15 protein-coding genes and 1 tRNA gene are annotated in these 18,922 nt (G+C 64.5%); 3 read left to right on the top strand and 13 right to left on the bottom strand.

The window, feature by feature from the left end; genetic code table 11:
* The first annotated feature begins 166 nt into the window (after nucleotides 1-166).
* Nucleotides 167-460: a hypothetical protein gene (locus I6F31_RS28885; protein ID WP_036002585.1), complete on the top strand. Its 294-nt coding sequence runs from the start codon at nucleotides 167-169 to the stop codon at nucleotides 458-460.
* A gap of 99 nt (nucleotides 461-559) precedes the next feature.
* On the opposite strand, the gene dinB is transcribed toward I6F31_RS28885, so the two are convergent.
* Entirely contained in the window at nucleotides 560-1,660 is a 1,101-nt protein-coding gene (gene dinB, locus I6F31_RS28880; protein WP_225144826.1) for a DNA polymerase IV, read from the bottom strand.
* 193 nt (nucleotides 1,661-1,853) lie between these two features.
* Nucleotides 1,854-3,788, bottom strand: a complete 1,935-nt coding sequence (locus tag I6F31_RS28875; protein ID WP_225186487.1) for an acyltransferase family protein — start codon at nucleotides 3,786-3,788, stop codon at nucleotides 1,854-1,856.
* 306 nt (nucleotides 3,789-4,094) lie between these two features.
* On the opposite strand from I6F31_RS28875, the gene I6F31_RS28870 reads away from it, so the two are divergent.
* Both I6F31_RS28870 and I6F31_RS28865 read left to right on the top strand, forming a co-directional pair.
* The gene (locus I6F31_RS28870) at nucleotides 4,095-4,538 is read left to right on the top strand and encodes a TspO/MBR family protein (protein WP_036002487.1); all 444 of its coding nucleotides are present in this window, start codon (nucleotides 4,095-4,097) and stop codon (nucleotides 4,536-4,538) included.
* Between the two features lie 94 nt (nucleotides 4,539-4,632).
* Complete coding sequence (locus I6F31_RS28865; protein ID WP_225113284.1) at nucleotides 4,633-4,842, top strand: hypothetical protein; 210 nt, start codon at nucleotides 4,633-4,635, stop codon at nucleotides 4,840-4,842.
* Between the two features lie 226 nt (nucleotides 4,843-5,068).
* Here the strand turns inward: I6F31_RS28865 and I6F31_RS28860 are convergent, their stop codons facing one another.
* The 11 genes from I6F31_RS28860 to I6F31_RS28810 all read right to left on the bottom strand — a co-directional run bounded on the left by I6F31_RS28860 (nucleotide 5,069) and on the right by I6F31_RS28810 (nucleotide 18,862).
* Entirely contained in the window at nucleotides 5,069-5,944 is an 876-nt protein-coding gene (locus I6F31_RS28860; RefSeq protein ID WP_225186486.1) for an SDR family oxidoreductase, read from the bottom strand.
* A 129-nt stretch (nucleotides 5,945-6,073) separates the two neighbouring features.
* Nucleotides 6,074-6,907, bottom strand: coding sequence for an AraC family transcriptional regulator (locus I6F31_RS28855; RefSeq protein ID WP_225153646.1), 834 nt, complete (start codon nucleotides 6,905-6,907; stop codon nucleotides 6,074-6,076).
* A gap of 388 nt (nucleotides 6,908-7,295) precedes the next feature.
* Nucleotides 7,296-7,372: transfer RNA gene (locus I6F31_RS28850), tRNA-Arg, on the bottom strand.
* 63 nt (nucleotides 7,373-7,435) lie between these two features.
* Nucleotides 7,436-8,473 carry a diguanylate cyclase gene (locus I6F31_RS28845; protein ID WP_225186485.1) on the bottom strand — a complete coding sequence of 346 codons (1,038 nt, stop codon included), beginning with the start codon at nucleotides 8,471-8,473 and terminating at the stop codon, nucleotides 7,436-7,438.
* Nucleotides 8,473-11,583: an EAL domain-containing protein gene (locus I6F31_RS28840; protein ID WP_225186484.1), complete on the bottom strand. Its 3,111-nt coding sequence runs from the start codon at nucleotides 11,581-11,583 to the stop codon at nucleotides 8,473-8,475. The genes I6F31_RS28845 and I6F31_RS28840 overlap by 1 nt, the downstream gene beginning before the upstream one ends.
* A gap of 171 nt (nucleotides 11,584-11,754) precedes the next feature.
* Entirely contained in the window at nucleotides 11,755-12,840 is a 1,086-nt protein-coding gene (locus I6F31_RS28835) for a branched-chain amino acid ABC transporter permease (RefSeq protein WP_225130158.1), read from the bottom strand.
* The gene (locus I6F31_RS28830; RefSeq protein WP_036002397.1) at nucleotides 12,837-13,847 is read right to left on the bottom strand and encodes a branched-chain amino acid ABC transporter permease; all 1,011 of its coding nucleotides are present in this window, start codon (nucleotides 13,845-13,847) and stop codon (nucleotides 12,837-12,839) included. The genes I6F31_RS28835 and I6F31_RS28830 overlap by 4 nt, the downstream gene beginning before the upstream one ends.
* A complete protein-coding gene (locus I6F31_RS28825; protein ID WP_225186483.1) occupies nucleotides 13,844-14,566 on the bottom strand; it encodes an ABC transporter ATP-binding protein in 723 nt (240 codons plus the stop codon). Before I6F31_RS28825 ends, I6F31_RS28830 begins: the two co-directional genes overlap by 4 nt.
* Complete coding sequence (locus I6F31_RS28820) at nucleotides 14,563-15,339, bottom strand: ABC transporter ATP-binding protein (RefSeq protein WP_225113288.1); 777 nt, start codon at nucleotides 15,337-15,339, stop codon at nucleotides 14,563-14,565. Before I6F31_RS28820 ends, I6F31_RS28825 begins: the two co-directional genes overlap by 4 nt.
* 200 nt (nucleotides 15,340-15,539) lie before the next feature.
* Nucleotides 15,540-16,724 carry a substrate-binding domain-containing protein gene (locus tag I6F31_RS28815; protein ID WP_036002387.1) on the bottom strand — a complete coding sequence of 395 codons (1,185 nt, stop codon included), beginning with the start codon at nucleotides 16,722-16,724 and terminating at the stop codon, nucleotides 15,540-15,542.
* 104 nt (nucleotides 16,725-16,828) lie between these two features.
* A complete protein-coding gene (locus tag I6F31_RS28810) occupies nucleotides 16,829-18,862 on the bottom strand; it encodes an acyl CoA:acetate/3-ketoacid CoA transferase (protein ID WP_225186482.1) in 2,034 nt (677 codons plus the stop codon).
* Nucleotides 18,863-18,922 lie beyond the last annotated feature (60 nt).

Raw genomic sequence — 18,922 nt, 5'->3', positions numbered from 1 at the left:
CCTGTGCCGCGAACGCGGCCGATGAAACCCCGCGATCACGAAATACATTTCGCAGGAACATTTGTCCGCAGCACCTGTTCGGGACTCTGAGCCAGGCGCATAAGGGCGCAGGGAATGCTCGCTCCCGCCTGGCTCGATGAAACCGGATACAACAACGGAGCAGCTCATGAAGCTCACATCTGAACAGGTGAAGCAGACCGTCAACCAGCTCGGCGCTCAGGTGCTGCCCGACGAACATCCGGCGATGCCGCAGCTCAACAGCATGTTCGGCGAGCACACCTTCTTCGTCGACGAGATGGGCCTCAAGGTGCTCGAGCCGACGGGATCGCTCGGCAGCGACCGCGAGAGCGGCGAGGTCGTCAGCCTCGCTGATTGGGGCGATTCCGACCTGACGCGCCTGATGGCGCATGAGCCCGAACCGACCGGCGTGATCGTGGTGTTCGAGCATATGAAGCATTGAGTACCTTCGCGCGCGATCGACCTCAATCGGTGGCGCGTCGGAAGATCCGCCGCCGTTCGTCGCGCCTGGTGCGCTCCGTCGCCGAAGCTTGGGCCGCGTTCAGATGCCCAGCGTCAGCTGCGGCTCCGACTCGCCGGCGGCGTGGAGCGACGACAGCGAGACCCCAAGCAGCCTGACGCGCTTGGGCAGCGGCATCTCGGCTTCGAGCAGGCCGCAGGCCAGCCGCTCCAGATCGTCGCGTCCGGCAACGGGCGCCGCGACGGATCGGCTGCGCGTGATGATCTCGAAATCGGCGAATTTGATCTTCAGGGTGACGGTGCGGCCGCGATTGCCCGTCGCCTCGCAATGCCGCCAGACCTTGTCGACGAGCGGCCTTAGCTCGGCGGCAAGCGCGTCGAACGCATCGAGGTCGGTCGAGAACGTGTTCTCCGCGCCGACGGATTTGCGGATCCGGTTGGCGCGGACCGGCCGCTCGTCGACGCCGCGCGATATCCAATAATAATACGCGCCTGACTTGCCGAAATTCGCGTTCATGAACTCCAGCGATTGGTTGCGGATGTCCCGGCCGGTGAACAGGCCGAGCGCGTTCATCTTCGCAGCCGTCGCCGGACCGATGCCGTGGAATTTGCCGACCGGCAGCGGCTCGACGAAGGCCGGCCCCATCTCCGGCGAGATCACGAACTGGCCGTTGGGCTTGCGATGATCGGACGCGAGCTTGGCCAGGAACTTGTTGTAGGAGATACCCGCCGACGCGGTGAGGCCGGTCTCCGCCTTGATCTTCGCGCGGATCTCGAGCGCGATGTCCCGTGCCAGCGGGATGCCTTGCAGGTTCTCCGTCACGTCGAGATAGGCTTCGTCGAGCGACAGCGGCTCGATGACGGGCGTGTGCTCGGCAAAGATGTCGCGGATTTGTCTGGAGATCGCCTTGTAGACCTCGAAGCGCGGCCTGACGAAGATCAGATCGGGACATTGCCGCTTCGCCGTCACCGACGGCATGGCCGAGCGAACGCCGAACTTGCGAGCCTCGTAGCTCGCCGCCGCAACGACGCCGCGTTCCGCGGAGCCGCCGACCGCGACCGGCTTGCCGCGCAGCTCCGGATTGTCGCGCTGCTCCACAGAGGCATAGAACGCATCCATGTCGATATGGATGATCTTGCGGACAGGCGAGGGCTCGCCGGTCGTCGGGTCGGATTCGCTCATGGAAAGATGATACAATCGCGTGGGGAGATGCGCGAGCTGAGGGATGCTTCCGTCGATCCGGCGGCTGAATTGAGCTGCACAATCGCGGCAGGGTCAAAAGCTATCTCAGGCTCGTGACGAGAGGCGCTCGTCAGTTCCGTTCAGTCGAGATGGCTTCGGCTCGGCCGCGATCGCTTGGGAGAGGCAGAGGCTCCTACTTGCCCCGGATGAACTCAAGGAGCTGGCTTGAGGCTCCGTCGCCAACGCGCTGCGCACCTGCGACCGTGAGGTGATTGACGTCCCAATAGAGCCAGAGGCCGTCCATGGCGGTCGGACACTCGGCTTCTCCGCACAAATAGCGTTCTGGATAGAGCAGAAAGACCTGGTTCGGGTAGCGGCTCCGGATCTCCTCGAGCATGGCGTGGAATTCGCGATTGTCGGCCTGCACGCGATCAAGGGGCACGGCAGGACAGGGCTTGCTTGGTGCGTGCCAGAGGGGTCCCGGTGCGAAGCGGGACATCGGGCTGCGGCAGCCCGGCTCGACTCCGGGCGCTATGATCAGGATGCGCCGTCCGCTGCCGCCGAGCTCATGGATCGTGTTCTCGATGCCGGCCCGCCAGACCTGCAGGGCCGGTGCATTGACCTCCGGCGCGAGCTCGTTGCGGAGCGCATTGCCGTAAGTCATCCAGGATTGGCTGAGCACGATTGGAGCCTGGTTCTGCCTGATCGCGGCGAGGTAGGTATCGCGCTGGCGTTTGCAGTCCTGCGAGCCGTCGAACGCTGTTCGCACCAGCCCGACGAGCAACGGACAACCTTCGGCCGTATAGGCCTCTCCCCGGACGGCGGCGCGCTTTGCCGCCGGGTCCAGCGCTGCGACATAATGCTCGGCGAAGGAGTCGCCGAGCACTTGCACGCCAACGGGGTCGCTCAATGAACCGAAGGCACATTTCGATTGTGCGCTCTTGGCGCACGGCCAGAAGCCGAATCGCTGCAGATCGGCGACCTCGCGGGCCTGTGCCGGGAGCCGCCATGGCCAGCCATCTTGGCGGTTGGCCACAAATGCAACAATCGCGAGCGCGACGATCGTCGCGGCGGCGGGGCCGGCGACTCGCAGCAGTGACGAGCGACCCGCGCGATAAGGCTGTTCGATCAGCCGATACATCAGCGCAGCCAGCGCCATCGCGAGGGCGGCGATCAGCACTTTCACCGCAACCGACTTGGCGTCATCGCCCAGGATGTAGTTTGCGTAGACGATCAGGGGCCAGTGCACGAGGTAGAGCGAGTAGGACACCAGCCCGATCCCCGCACTCAGCGGATTGGTCAGGACAGGCGAAAGGACGTGACGCTCGCCCGCCAAGATCACGCAGGCTGCACCCAGGCATGGGATGAGGGCCGTCGCGCCAGGGAAGGAGGTCGCACTGTCGAAGCTGACGACCGCGTAAGCGATCAAACCGAATCCGGCGGCAGCCAACAGCGAGCGCGCTCCGGCCGGGAAGGTCAGCCTCTGCTCAGCAGAGATGACCAGCGCTCCGATCGCAAATTCGAAGGCGCGACAGGTCGGCAGGTAGAAAGCACCCGAGCTGTCGGTTGCGAGTGTCGCTTGCGCGACGCCGAGCGAAAGAATTGCGATGCCAAGAATGAGCAAAGGCAGTGCGCGACCGAGCAATCGGCGCCCCAGCAGAATGAACACGGGCCAAAACAGATAGAATTGCTCCTCGACGGCCAGCGACCAGAAGTGAAGCACGGGGCTGGGATCGGTCGAGTTGGCGAAATAGGCGTGGCTGCCGCGCCAGAAGTAGAAATTCGAGACCGATACCAGCGTAGCCACGGCGTCTTGAGTCAGGCCCTTGAAAAGTTCCGGAGAGAACCAGAGGCCACCGACGGCCAAGATGCCGATGATGGTGACGATCGCTGCGGGAAAGAGGCGCCGGATGCGGCGCTCGTAAAATCGCTGGAGCGAAAATTCGCCGCGATCTGCCTCGCTGAGAATGATCCGAGAGATCAGATAGCCGGACACGACGAAAAACAGGTCGACCCCGACGAAGCCGCCGCCGAACGGCGGAACGTCCAAGTGATAGAAGAATACGCTCAAGACGGCGATCGCCCGGAGCCCGTCAATGTCGCGTCGATGGGATAGCTTTGTAACCAAGTGCTGAATCCACTGGCGGCGGTTCGTCCGACTGCGGATCCGCGCGCGCCCGCTTGCCTTTAGCGCGCCCGCATGCGTTCCTCAACCGCAGGACGGGCCGAATTCCCCCCAATCGGGCTCGCCCCGGTCAGGCCGTCTCCGTCAACGTCGGCAACCCATCCGACGCTGCTGCGAGAAGACGCAGGACTTTGCCATGGCGCTCAGCGCATCGCTTCTCGTCGCACGGCCGCGGCTGCGCCAGGCATCGAGTCGGATTGGCTCATGGAAGGATGTTACAATCGGATGATGAGAAGGGCGAGGTGACGGATGCTTCAGTTGTTGGTCTTCGTGGCGGGCGTCGTCGGCACCGGCTGGTTGATCGGCGCGACCAATCCCCCCGGTGAATGGTATGCCGGCCTTGCCAAGCCGAGCTTCGTCCCGCCGAACTGGGCGTTCCCGATCGCCTGGACCATCCTTTACGTTCTGATCGCTGTTGCGGGATGGCGGACCTTTCGCCGTGAGCCCAGGGGCAAGGCGATGCTGGCCTGGGCGGCGCAAATGGCGCTCAACTTCATTTGGTCTCCGGTCATGTTCACGATGCACCAGATCGGCGCCGCGCTCGTCATTCTCGTCGGCCTGTTCATCGCGATCGTGACCTACATCGGTCTCGAGCTGTCACGCGACAGGCTCGCCGCCGCATTGTTCGTGCCCTACGCAGCCTGGGTCGCGTTCGCCGGTGTGCTCAATGCGGCGATCTGGCGCTTGAATTGAGGCGCTGGGTCTCGACCGATTCAAAAAACAATCTCAGGCTTGTGAGTGGCAAGCATGGGCACGCGACCCAATATGAGCCCGCGGAGGACAGCCCATGCAATACAGCTCCGAGCTCATTCACACCATGCGTCAAGCGCTGGAGACCGTGATGGCGAGTGTACCGGCCCATCAATCGGTGTTCGGCCTGAAAGCGGCCGTCGCCGAATGCATCCTGAACGCCGCCGCACACGGCCACACGTCATACGATGGATTGGTGACGGCAGCGTCCGACCAGCTCCAGGCGATCATCGCGATGCTGACGTGAGGGCCGGCCTCGTGCTCGTCTTCACGGTTCGGGTGCTGCGGGTCAGTGGGTGAGAGGCGCTGCTTCCTGCGCGCGGAGCTCTCGTCCAGTGCGCTGCCCAGCGCCGGGGTCAGCATCGCGAGCAGCTCCGGATTGTGCCCGGGGGATATCGAACGCCCGGACAAATCTTACGCAATGCCGCCAATGATGAGATCGAAAGATCTTTCGTGCGTCGCTTTCGAGTAGTTTATCGCCCGGTGTAGCCGCCGTTAATGTAGACAGTCTGGCCCGTGACCCAATGCGATGCTGGCGACGCAAGGAACCGAATCAGCGGAACGACGTCGGAGACCGTGCCGAGGCGCCCCGCTACAGAAAGACGCGTCGCGTAGGCGATGGCGGCCGCGTCCTCGGGCGCCCGATAGAAGGGTGTATCTATCGGTCCGGGCGCAACGGCATTGACCGTGACACCGCGAGGCCCGAGTTCGCGCGCCATGGAGCGCGTGAACTGTTCGAGAGCTGCTTTCGATCCCTGATATAACGCATAGTTGGGAAGGTAGCCGTCGATCAGCGACGAGCATGCATTAATGATTCGCCCACCGTCCGGAAGATGACGGCTCACCTCCTTCATTATGAAAAAGCTCGCCTTGGCGTTCACTCCGAACACGTCGTCGTATTCGGCCTCGCTGATTTCGGCCACCGGCTTCTTGACCATGCGACCGGCGTTGTTGATCAGTATGTCGATGCGACCGAATTCGCGCAGCGTCGCCTCCACGAGGCGCGAATGAGTCGGCATTTCGTGGAGTTCGCCTTCGATAGTGGCGGCACGAGCACCCTGTGCGCGGACAAGGTGCGCTGCAGTCTCGGCATCAGCTCGATCGCCCGCGTCATGATAGTGGATCATGATGCTCGCACCGTCCGCTGCGAGTCCTGCTGCATATGCGCGGCCGAGATTGCGCGGCCCTCCGGTGATTAGCGCGACTTTTCCCGCGAGAACACGGGTTGGGTCTCCCGACTGATTCGTTTGGGCGTCTGTTCGACCGACTGCAGCCGCCGTAACCGCCGCCGCGGTGATGCCAAGTGTCATCGAACGACGCGATAGCCAAATGTTTTCGTTTTGAGTCATGGTTATCCTGCGCCTCCGCTTCAGCATGTCAGCAGGCCGTCGTTCACAAAAACGGCTTGGCTCTCCGGTCACGCGAACCTAGAGGCATGAGGCCGCTGCGCGGCAGGTCGATTCTTGCTGTCTTTTGCTTCAGCGCGCGCGGATATCAGACGGCAACAGACCTGTCCGGGCACGGAACTGACGACGAAAATGATTGATGTTCGAATAGCCGAGGTCGGCGGCGATCGCTTCAACGCTATCGGGCGTGTTCCGAAGGCGTTGGCGCGCGTGCTCTAGGCGGCGGCTCGACACATATTGATGCGGCGGAGATCCGGTGGCGGCCTTGAACGCCCTGGCAAAGTGAAACGGACTTAGTGCCGCAACTTCGGCCAGCCGCGCGAGCGTCAGATCCGTGGCGGTGTGTGCTTCTACAAAATCCAGCACTCTGCGCAGGCGCCGAGTATCCAGCGAGCCTTTTGAGCGCTCGATCGCCCGCCCTCCGAATTTTCCGCACAAGACAATCGCGTAGAGGGTCCGCACCAATGAATCGCGTTCGACGTCGTTCAAATGATGCCTCCCGCGCGCGGCTGCGCGGAAACGGTCAACGATCGCCCATGCGTGAAAGTTCTCCCAGCCATGAATATCGGCAAGATCGGCATGGCCCTCAGCACCAAGTTCCTCGGCAATTTGCCTCCGCAGCGAGCCATCCGCTGAAATTTCTACCACTTCAGCGGGCGAAGTTGTTCGCACCCATTTGACCGGTTCTCCGCCGGTCAGACCGATTGTTCCGGCAGGCGCATCGCGAGCGACCGTGCGTCCATTCGCCAGCATTACAGCGGCGTTCTTCTGGCCGTTAAACCCCACCGCGATCGCTCCAGGCAGCGCGAGCGATGCATCACCTGCGTCCGCCGCGGGCGGCAGACGGAGGTGCGCAACGCGCACGCTCCCCCATGTGAACCGGGCTATGTCGATGCGATTGAACATCCGACGTGAGATTTGGGGGACGGTGTACGTCGCATCAAGCCCGGTATCTCGCCGCCAATCGGTAACATTCGTCGCTCCGGGAGAGAGGCTCCGGCGGGCAGAACTGGCTCACGCGAGCCGAGGCCGTTGCATCGAAGACGTGATCGAAAAGGCTCTGGTGAATGTGGGGCGGTTCGGTAGCGCGAGCGACATTCCGCTGCTTCGCGCTTGGTCACTCTATCCTGATCTGGGGTGTGCTTCGCGATACAGGCCATCAGGGAGATTGATGAAGCGACCGGCCAGATGAAGCTGCCTGCCGAGGGCTAGTTGAGGTAGGGCTAGTTGAGGTAGCGCGCCGCATCGAGGGAGCTGCGCGTCAATCGGTGACAATATCGCGCAAATCACAAAATGGCGCACCCGACACGATTCGAACGTGTGACCTTTGCCTTCGGAGGGCAACGCTCTATCCAGCTGAGCTACGGGTGCTAGTCGAGGTTCATTTAGCCGATTGGCGCGGGGCGGGCAACCGCTTCTCGATGGAAGCGCGCTTCAGGCCGATTTGCGCTTGACCGGGTCCGGAACCGGCTTGCCGCCGAGGGCGGCGAATTCGGCCAAAACCCGTTCGGCGCAGATGACGCGGTTGCGGCCGAGGCGTTTGGCGACATAGAGCGCCTCGTCGGCGGCGCCGAGCAGCCGGTCCGGGCTGCCGTCGGTACTACCAGGAATATGGCTGGCGACGCCGACGCTGAGGGTGACGTGGTCGCCGGCGCCCATTGCGCCATGGGCGATCGCCAAGGCCATCACGGCGCAGCGGACCGCCTCGGCCACCATGCAGGCGCTGTCGCAATCCATGTCGGGGAGGATCAGCGCAAACTCCTCGCCGCCATAGCGGCTGGCGAGGTCGAGCGGGCGCACCGCATGCCGGCTGACGACGTCAGCCACCGCGCGCAGGCACTCGTCGCCGCTCTGGTGGCCGTGCTGGTCGTTGAACAGCTTGAAATGGTCGACGTCGACGAACAGCAGGGCCAGCGGCTTCTGCGTGCGTTGGGCGCGGGCCCATTCGCCGAGCAGCATCTGGTCGAAGGCGCGGCGGTTCGCGAGGCCAGTGAGCCCGTCCTTGGTCGCGAGCTCCTTCAGCGCCATCTCGGCGCGCTTCTGGTCGGTGAGGTCGCGCAGAGTCTCCACCACCGCGATCAGGTTGCCGGCCTCGTCGTGGATCGGGCCGGCGTCGATGGCGAGATAGAGCTGGCTGCCGAGCTTGGGCATCACGCACCAGTTCTCCGCGGAGAAGCCGAGCCCGTTGTGGCCGCGCGCGGCATATTCCGAATAATACTCCGGCAACTGCTCGGGCCGGTCGAGCGCGACGAGGTCGGCAAGGCAGGGGCGCTTCGTCTCGTAGAATGCCTGCCAGTGCTTGCTGGTGCCGATCACTTCGGCGGCCCCGACGCCGGTCAGCCGCTCGCAGGCTCTGTTCCAGATCACGACGCGGCGCTTCGGGTCAATCACGAAGGTCGGCACCACGAGGTGCTGCATCAGCCGGACGGCGTAGGAATCGGCGACATCGAGCGCCTTGCGCGACTTCGGCATCAGGCCACCGCAGCCACGGGCAAGCCATCGGAGGGACCGAACAGCTTGCGTACCTCGCTGGCCGGCTTCGGTGCACTGAACAGATAGCCCTGCATCTGCGTGCAGCCGAGCGCGCGCAGCATGTCGCGCTGCGCCTCGGTCTCGACGCCCTCGGCGACCGTGGTCATGCTGCTGGCGGCCGCGATGTTCACCACCGCCTGCACGATGATGGGCGAGCCGCTCGCCTCGGCGATGTCGACGACGAAGCAGCGGTCGATCTTGATCTTGTCGAACGGGAAGCGCTTCAGATAGCTCAGCGAGGAATAGCCGGTGCCGAAATCGTCGAGCGCGATGCGCACGCCGATCGACCGCAACTGGTGCAGGATCGAGAGCGCCGCCTCGTCGTCGCGGATCAGCACGGCCTCGGTGATCTCGAGCTCGAGCCGGCGCGGGTCGAGGCCGGAGGCGGCGAGCGCGCCCGCGATTCGCAGCGCCAGCGTGTCGCATTTGAGCTGCACGGGCGAGACGTTGACCGCGAGGCGCACATGCGCCGGCCAGGTCGCGGCCTCACTGCAGGCGGTGCGCAGCACCCAGTCGCCGAGCTCGGTGATGAGGCCGGTGTCCTCGGCGACCGGAATGAACTCCGCCGGCGACACCATGCCGCGCTGGGGATGGCGCCAGCGCAGCAGCGCCTCGCAGCCGGAGACTTCACCCGAGCGCAGGTCGACCAGCGGCTGATAGTGAATCTCGAAGCCGCCGTTGACGAGGGCCTGGCGTAAATCCTGCTCCATGCTGAGGCGGGCCTTGGCGCTCGCGTCCATCGCCGGCTCGAAGAAGCGGTGGGTGCGGCGGCCCTCGGCCTTGGCGCCGTACATCGCGAGATCGGCATTCTTGATGAGTTGATCGAGGTCCGAGCCGTCCTGCGGCGCCAGCGCAATGCCGATGCTGGCATCGGTGGAGAGCTGATGGCCGAGGCAATGATAGGGCTGCCGGATCGCCTGGTAGATCCGCTTCACGAAGGACAGCACGTCGGCGGAAGACCCGATGTCGGTCTGGATCACGGCGAATTCGTCGCCCCCGAGCCGCGCGATCAAATCGCCCTGCTTGAGACAGCCGCGCAGACGGCCGCCTATCGCCTTCAACAGCTCGTCGCCGACGTGATGACCGAGCGAATCGTTGATGCCCTTGAACTCGTCGACGTCGATGTAGAGCAGCGCAAACTGGCCGCCTTCGGCGACCTTCTCCAGCTCGCATTCGATCTGCTCGCGGAACAGGGCCCGGTTCGGCAGGTCGGTCAGCGCGTCGTAATGCGCCATATGCGCGATCTTCTCGTGATCGCGCCGCCGCTCCGTGACGTCCTCGACGACATTGATGATGTAGCGCGGCTCGCCCGACCTGTCGCGGATTCCGATCCGGGTGGACGTGATGTAGCGCCGCCCGATGCTTGGCGTGGTCCACACGTGCTCGTCCAGGAACAACCCGTCCGGCGATTGCAGCAGCTTGTCGTCGTCCCGGGTGATGATCCCGGCGGTTTCTGCCGGATAGAGATCGAACGCGGTCTTGCCGACGATCGTCTTGCTGGTTTCGCCGAGTTGTTGCTCGGCCACCTGGTTGGCCAGCAGGTAGCGCCGCGTGCGGGCATCCTTCACGGTGATCCGTGACGGGATATGGTCGATGATCTCGCGCAGGAAGGTGTAGTTGCGGTCGCGCTCCTGCTCCAGATTGCGCTGCTCGGTGATGTCCTCGATCGTGGCGACCCAGCCGCCCTGCGCGAGCGGCGTGTTGATGACCTGGAAGGCGCGGCCGTTGGCCAGCTGATGCGTTCTCGTCGAGACCGTGCCTTCGGCGACGACCCTCATGACGTCGGCGCAAAACGCTTCGACATCGCCATCGAATGCGCCGCGCTCCTTGCGATGATACATCGCCTCGCGGATGTGGCAGCCGGGCTTGATGACGTCGTGGGACAGGCCGAACATGTCGGCGTAGCGGCGGTTGCAGGTGACGATGGTGCCGCCCGCGTCGTACAGGATCAGCCCTTGCGACATGTTGTTGAGGGCGGTGTCGAGCCGCAGCCGCTCCGCTTCGATGCGCTGCTGGGCTTCGCGGTTCTGCCGGTTGATCTGGCGAATGATCAGATAGAGGATCAGCGCGATCACGCTGGCCGCGACGCCTGCCGTGGCCACCATGAAGCCGGTTTGCTGCCGCCAGTCCGCAAGTGCCGCTGCCGTGGTGTTGGTGGCGATGATGACCAGCGGGAAATGCGTCAGCGACGCAGCCGAGCCGAGCCGCTCCTCACCGGTGACGGGGCTCCTGCCGCGGAGCGTCTGCTGACCGCCTTCGGCCAGCACTTTCTGCATCAGCGGCCCGTCCTTGAAGTTCCGCCCGATCAGCTCCTCGGCGTGCGGATAGCGCGCCAGCATCTTGCCCTCGCGATCGAACAGCGAGATGGCCGTGCCGTCGGCGAGCGCGACCGAAGCGAAATATTGCTGATAGCTGCTCGGGTCGATCCGCCGCACCATGGCGCCGAGGAATGTGCCGTCCGCGCCGCGCAGCCGGCGTGCGACGACCGTGGTCCATTTGCCGATGATGAGGCTGCGGACCGATTCCAGGATGACCGGCTCGGCCGCCGGGTTTAACTTGAACGACTGGAAATAGCCGCGCGAGGAGATGTTGATCTTGGGCAGCGGCTGGGCCCGCGACCAGTTGATCAGATCGCCCTCGGCATCGTAGATCGCGATGTCGCCGAGATACGACACGGAGCTGATCTTGCTGCGCAGCATCTGGTTTGGCGCAGGCCCGGACATGCGCTCGCGGAACATCGCAGGCGAGGTGATCTCCGCCAGGTTCATCTGTCCGATCAGGTCGGCGGCGACGACGTCGGAATCCTCGAATTGCTGATCGAAATGCCGCGCGATCAGCTTCACCGTGTTTTCGAGCTCACGCTCGCGGTTGGCGAGGGTCCGCTCGCGGAATTCGCCGACCGCCATGGCCGTGACGATGAAAATGCCCGCGACCAGAAATACGCCGCACAAGGTCAGCCATAGGACAGGACCGCGGCGCGCCAAGGCTTCCCAGCCGTTCCCCGCGGCTAGAGACATTCCGGCTGCTACCTTGGCAAAGACCTGGCGCATTCCCCCTCCCTGGAAGAACAGGAATACACCGCACAAATGGCGCAAACCTTAGGAAAACCAGTTACCTGAGCGTTAATCCGGTTGCGTGATGGCGCCGATATGTAGCCGCGCTTGTATCGCGCCGGTTGTGCGGCGCCGCCGCAAACGCGGCGCTGCATCATGAATCATCGGTTAATGCGAGGCGCCAGCGGTCTTCTTGCCGCCGCCATGGCGCAGCCGTCCGACCACGCCGGTCGGGAAGAAATAGACGCTGGCGATGAATAGCAGCCCGAGCCACAGCAGCCAGCGGTCGGGATGCAACAGCCCCGGCAGCAGTGGCAGCCCGGCTTCGCCCGCCGCCTTGGAGGCGACGCCCATCAGCGACTGCAGATAGTTCTGGGCGAGGATGAAGATGGTGGCGCCGATGATCGCGCCGTAGATCGTGCCCATGCCGCCGATCACCACCATCAGCAGGATGTCGAGCATGATGGAGAAGCTCAGCGAGGTGTCGGGACCTGCATAGCGCAGCCACAGCGCATTCAGGATGCCGGCGCTGGCTGCGACGAGAGCGGCGAGGCAGTTGGCGTAGGTGAGGTGGAACACGGTGCGGAAGCCGAGCGCCTCGGCCCGGAAACGATTTTCGCGGATCGCCTGGAGCACGCGCCCGAACGGCGAGTTCACGACGCGCAGCAGCGCGAGGATCATCAGGGCCGAGATCGCGAACACCAGGTAGAAGGTCAGGATGCGGCCGTTGATCTCGAAGCCGAACAGGTTCTTGGAGATCAGCACCGTGCCGGGGCGCAGCAGCTCCGGCAGCTGGAAGCTGCGCCCGTCCTCACCACCGGTCAGCCAGGACAGCTGCGAGGCCAGCACCTGGAAGGCCGAGGCGACCGCAAGCGTGATCATGGCGAAGAAGATCGCAGCGACCCGCAGCGAGAACAGCCCGATCGCGAGCGCAAGCAGGGCTGCGAGCGGCAGGCCGGCGACGATGCCGGTGGCGACCGCGGCCCAGTTCGGACCCATGCCGTACAGCGCGATCGCGATCGCGTAGCTGCCGATGCCGTAGAACATGGTGTGGGCGAACGACACCGAGCCGGTATAGCCGAGCAGGAGATCGTAGGAGGCGACGAGGGCTGCGAAGATGCAGATCTTGGCCGCGACGTTCAGTGCCTTGGCGCCCGGGAACAGGAATGGCGTTGCCGCCAGCGCCAGGATGATGACGACGAGAACGAGCGTCAGGACGCGGCTGCGCGGCGGATCGCCTGAGAGGATCATCATCGGCTGGTCACTGCATAGAGGCCGCGCGGCCGCCACATCAGAATGGCGACCATCAGCAGGATGTTGGAGACGAGGGCGAGCTTCGGCACCAGGAAGCCGCCGTAATTGGCGACCATGGCGACGAGGATGGCGCCGATGAAGCAGCCGCCGATCGATCCCAACCCGCCGATGATGACGACGATGAAGATCAGGACGGTGAGGTCGTCACTCATGGAGGCGTGCACCTGCTCGCGGTAAAGCGCCCACATCACGCCGCCGAGGCCGGCCAGCGCCGATCCGGTCATGAACACGCCGAGGAACAGGCGGCGGATGCGGTAGCCGAGCGCCTCCACCATCTCGCGATTCTCGACGCCGGCGCGGATCAGGAGGCCGAGCTTGGTGCGGTTGAGCACGAGCTGGATCGCGATGAAGACGGAAAGCCCGATCAGCATCGCCAGCACGCGGTACTTGGCGATCGCGACGTCGCCGATGATGAAGGAGCCGCGGAGCGAGGCCGGCAGAGGCATCGGGATGATCTGCGGCCCCCACAGCGCATAGAGCGTCTGCTCGGCGACGATCAGGCCGCCGGTGGTCATCAGGATCTGCTTCAGGTGCTGGCCGTAGACGGGGAGGATCAGCACGCGCTCGACGACGAGGCCGAGCGCACCCGACACCGCCATTGAGAGCAGCGCGGCTGGCCCCAGCACCGCGAGGTTCATCCAGAGCGAATCGGCCTGGATGGACGCCGCGAACGGCGCCAGAACGAGCGTGGCAACATAGGCGCCGACGGCGATGAAGGCGCCGTGGCCGAAATTGAGCACGTCCATCAGGCCGAACACCAGCGTTAGCCCTGAGGCCATGATGAAGATCATCATGCCCATGGCGAGGCTTGCGACGGTCAGGGTCAGCCAGGACGAGGTCGATCCGATCAGCGGGATCATCAGCAGCGCGAGCGCGAGCGGCAGCAGGATCGGCGCGAGATCGCGCTTCGGCTTCGGCAGCGGATCGGTTGCGGCAAGGTCTGTCACTGATGCGCCTCCAGGCTCAGGCCGAGCAGCCGCTCCTGCAGCGGCACGTCGGCGGCGAGTGCCGCCATCTCGCCGCGATGAACGATGGTGCCGTTGTCCATCACCAGCACGTTGTCGCCGAGCTCGCGGGCGGCAAAGAAATTCTGCTCGACCATCAGGATCGTGGCGCCCTTGCGCTTGATCTCCTTCAGGCACTCGATCAGCGCCATCACGATGGCGGGCGCGAGGCCCTTGGTCGGCTCGTCGATCAGGAGCAGCTTGCGCGGCTCGACGATCGCGCGCGCAATCGACAGCATCTGCTTCTGCCCGCCCGACAGGCTTCCCGCGCGCGACAGCCAGAAGCGGCGCAGCGCCGGGAAGAAGCCGAAGATCCAATCCAGCTGCTTGTCGTCGAGCGGCGCGTCGCGCGCCGCCAGCACCAGGTTCTCCTTCACCGTGAGATCGGAGAACACGGCCATGCTCTCCGGCACGTAGCCGACGCCGAGCCGCGCGATGTCGGGCGTCGCAAGGCTCTCGATGCGCTGGCCTGCCAGGGTGATCTCGCCTTTCGAGGCCTGCCACAGCCCCATGATGGTGCGCAGCGTCGTGGTCTTGCCGGCGCCGTTGCGGCCGAGCAGCATCGTGACCTGTCCTTCCGGCACCATGAGATCGATGCCCTGGAGGATGTGATAGCGCCCGATATGGGTGTGCACGCCGGAAAGCTTGAGGAGATCGCTCATGCTGCGCTCCCTGCAGCGTTCTTGGGCGCGATGCCGAGATAGGCTTCCTGCACGATCGGCGAGGCGATCACCTCGGCAGGTGCGCCGTCCGCCACCAGCTGCCCGTTATGCAGCACGATGATGCGGTCGGCGAGCGAGCGCACCACGTCCATCTTGTGCTCGACCAAGAGGATGATCTTGCTCCTGTCCTGCTTGAGCTGCGCGATCAGGTTCAGGACGATCGGCACCTCGTCGATGCTCATGCCGGCGGTCGGCTCGTCGAACATGAAGACTTTTGGCTCGAGCGCGATCATCAGCGCCACCTCGAGCTTGCGCTGGTCGCCATGCGACAACGCGGTCGCAGTGACGCCGCGGCGATTGCCGAGCGCGACCTGGTCGAGAATGGCGTCGGCGCGCGCGATCAGGTCGCGGCGCACCATCCAGGGCCGCAGCATGTCGTAATGCGTGCCCGCTGCCGCCTGCACTGCGAGGCGGACATTCTCTTCCACTGAGAGGTTCGGGAAGAGATTGGTGAGCTGGAAAGCACGTCCGAGACCCGCACGGGTGCGCATTGGTGCGGAATGTTCGGTGATGTCGGCGCCGTCGAACAGGATGCTGCCGCCGGATGCCCGCAGCTGGCCCGAGATCAGATTGAAATAGGTGGTCTTGCCGGCGCCGTTCGGCCCGACGATGGCGGTGAGCTCGCCCGGGCGAAACGTGCAGGAGACATTGTTGACCGCGACATGGCCGCCGAAGCGGATGGTGAGGTCGCGGGTTTCGAGGGTGAGCGGCATGGAGAGTCTGGCAAATGATGAAACGAGATAGATCCGCAGGTCACGCTGCGCTCCCTCCCCCGCTTGCGGGGGAGGGTCGGGGAGAGGGCTGTCTCCGCAGGCGAGAACCCCCAAGAGGAAGGAGTCCTCTCCCGGCCTCTCCGCATCCGCCTTCGCCAAGGCTTCGGCGGACAAGAGCGGGAGAGGTGAAGCAAGAAAGCTTACCGCTTGTTCTTGATCGGAACGTTCATGTCCTCGATCTTCAGCTCGCGCACCGGCTCGAGCACGGCCCAGGCGACGTTCGGATCGACCTTGACCTTGAAGTGATACATGCTCTGCAGCGCCTGATGGTCCTCTTTCCGGAACACCATCTTGCCCTTGGGCGTGTCGAACTCGAGGCCCTCCATCGCGCTGATCAGCTTCTCGGTGTCGGTCGACTTCGCCTTGGTGACGGCGGCGACGACGGACATCGCAGCCGCAAAACCGCCCGCGGTGAAGAAGTCCGGCGGCGCGTTGAAGCGCTTCTGGTGCTCGGCCACCAGCCAGTCGTTCACCGGGTTCTTCGGGATCTCGTAGAAGTAATAGGTCGCGCCTTCCATGCCGGGCAGACCCTTATAGGCGGCGAGCGCCGGCAGGATGTTGCCGCCGGTGGAGAGCTCGATGCCGTAGCGCTTCGGGTCCATGTCCTGGAGCTTGGCCAGCGGATTGCCGGCGCCGGCCCAAATCACCCAGATCACCTTGCGGCCCGGCTTGTCCTTCAGCGCGTCGAACAGGCGCTGGCCGACCGCGGTGAAGTCGGTGGTCGAAGTCGGGGCATATTCTTCGGCCGCGAGCGTCGCGCCGGTCTTGGCGAGCGCCTCCTTGAACGCGGCGACGCCGTCGCGGCCGAAGGCGTAGTCCTGCGCCAGCGTCGCCACGGTGACGCCCTGCTTGCCGATCGCGACCGCGTTGGAGATCGCGTCCTGCGAGGAGTTGCGCGCCGTGCGGAAGATGTAGCGATTCCATTTCTCGCCGGTAATCTGGTCCGCGACCGCGGGCTCGACGATCAGGATCTTCTTGTTCTCCTCGGCGACGGGAAGAATGGCGAGCGCCGCGGCCGACGAGGTCGTGCCGATCGCGATATCGACCTTGTCATCCTGATAGGCCTCCGAGAGCGCGGCCTTGGCGAGGTCCGGCTTGCCCTGGTCGTCCTTGGTGATGATGACGATCTTGCGGCCGTCGAGCGTCATGCTGCCCTTGGTGGCGTATTCGAATCCCATCTTCAGGCCGGTCTCGGTCTGCTTGGCGTAGGCCTCGAGCGGACCGGTCTTGCCGTAGATCAGCGCGATCTTGAGATCGTCGGCGAGCGCGGAGGTGCCCGCGCCGAGCGCGAGGATGGTTGTTGTTATGATGAGTGATCGACGCACGATGGTCCCTCCTGATGTAAAGTTTCTGCCAACAGCGATTTGCACAACGTCACGAACATTGCAATTGATCCTTCCGGCGGCGTGCGCCGGCGCGAGAGCATGCATCATTTTTGAGCCTGGCTCGCATTGCGCGCCGCGCCGGCCTCGACCTGGCGCCAGTCCGACTGCGCTTCCTCCGCGCTCTCGAAGATGTGCGGCGCGACGCCGCGCTTCTCCAGGGCTTCGCCGAGCTTGATGCGCAGGAAACCCGACGTGGTGTAGCGCGACACGCCGGAATAGAAGCGGTCGACGAGGCTGCGCACCATGGCCGAATAATCGTCCATCAGTTCCGGCAGGATAGAAAAATTGTCATAATTGACGATGGCGTAGACGCGGCGTCCGAGCGGCGCCAGGCGGGCCTCGACGATGGCGGCGATGGTGTCGATCTCCGCCTTGCTGCGCAGCGGATAGCGCTCGAGATTGACGAAGAACAGGTTCTGCTGCTCGTCCAGCGTGAAGCGCTGGTCGAGCGGGATGGTGAGCAGGCGCTCGCGCAGATCCATCAGGCCGTCGCCGAAGATGCGCGCGTCCATCAGGGCGGGGTCGCGCGGGATCAGCGGCTTGAAGTCCATCAGGCGCAGGATGTCGCGCTCGATGTCGATGCCGGGCGCGACCTCGACGAGCTCGAGCCCGTCCTCCCGGAGCTCGAACACGCAGCGCTCGGTGACGTAAAGGGTGCGTTGCTTGCGCGCGGCGGCAAACGGGCCGCTGAAGGTGACGTGCTCGACATTCTCGACGAATTTGCGCGACGTGGCCTCGTCCAGGATGACGAGCTTGCCGTCCTTCACCGCGATGCGTTGCTTGCCCGCACCGAACGTGCCGACGAAGATCACTTCCTTGGCGTTCTGGCTGATGTTGATGAAGCCGCCAGCGCCTGCGAGCTTCGGCCCGAACTTGCTGACATTGAGGTTGCCGGCGCGGTCGACCTGGGCAAGCCCAAGGAATGCGGCGTCCAAACCGCCGCCGTCGTAGAAGTCGAACTGGTAGGGCTGGTCGATCACCGCCTGCGTGTTGATCGCCGCGCCGAAATCGATGCCGCTCGCCGGGATGCCGCCGATCACGCCCGGCTCCGCCGTCAGCGTGATGAGGTCGATGATCCGCTCTTCATTGGCGACCGCGGCGATCCCCTCGGGCATGCCGATGCCGAGATTGACGACGCTGTTGGCCTTCAGCTCCAGCGCGGCGCGCCGGGCGATGATCTTGCGCTCGCTGATCGGCATCACCGGCAACGAGGCGGCGCGGACCCGGATCTCGCTCGAGAAAGCCGGATTGTATTGCGTGCCGAACGTCTGCCAGTGGTTCTCGGGCCTCGACACCACGACACAGTCGACGAGGATGCCGGGAATCCTCACTTGACGCGGATTGAGGCTGCCGGCCTCGGCGACGCGCTCGACCTGGGCGATGACGATGCCGCCGGAATTATGCGCCGCCATGGCGATGGCAAGCGCCTCCAGCGTCAGGGCCTCCTTCTCCATGGTGAGATTGCCGTCGGGATCGCCGGTGGTGGCGCGGATGATCCCGACATCGATCGGGAAGGTCTTGTAGAGCAGGCACTCCTCGCCGCGCAGCGTGATCAGCTCCACCAGGTCCTCGGTGGTGCGTGCGTTCAGCTTGCCGCCGCCGTGCCGGGGATCGACGAAGGTGCCCATGCCGACGCGGGTGATGTGGCCGGGCCGGTGCGCGGCGATGTCGCGGAACAGATGGGTGATGACCCCCTGCGGCAGGTTATAGGCCTCGATCTGGTTCGCGATCGCGAGCTGCTGCAGTTTCGGCACAAGGCCCCAATGCCCGCCGATCACGCGCCGCACCAGGCCTTCATGTCCGAAATGATTGAGGCCGCGCTGCTTGCCGTCGCCCTGCCCGGCCGCATAGACCAGCGTCAGATTGCGCGGCTTGCCTTGCGTATAGGGCGCATCGCCCTCATGGGACAGATAGAGCTCTTCGAGTGCGATGGCGATCTCCTCGGCAAAGCCGATGCCGACGAAGCCGCCGGTTGCCACCGTGTCGCCGTCGCGGATCAGCATGACGGCTTCATTCGCCGAGACGACCTTGCCCTTCTCGGAATTGCGCAAGTAAGGCAGAGCTGGATGATGGCTCACGGCGTTCCTCCCGCTCCCTGGACCGTAGGCCTTGTTGTGCTTGATCTTATCGCGAAGCGC

Origin of the sequence: Bradyrhizobium sp. NBAIM01 (assembly GCF_020194115.1) — a bacterium.
Classification (GTDB): domain Bacteria; phylum Pseudomonadota; class Alphaproteobacteria; order Rhizobiales; family Xanthobacteraceae; genus Bradyrhizobium; species Bradyrhizobium yuanmingense.
The sequence above is the reverse complement of the archived record's forward strand: the minus strand, read 5'-3'. Positions and strand labels throughout refer to the sequence as shown.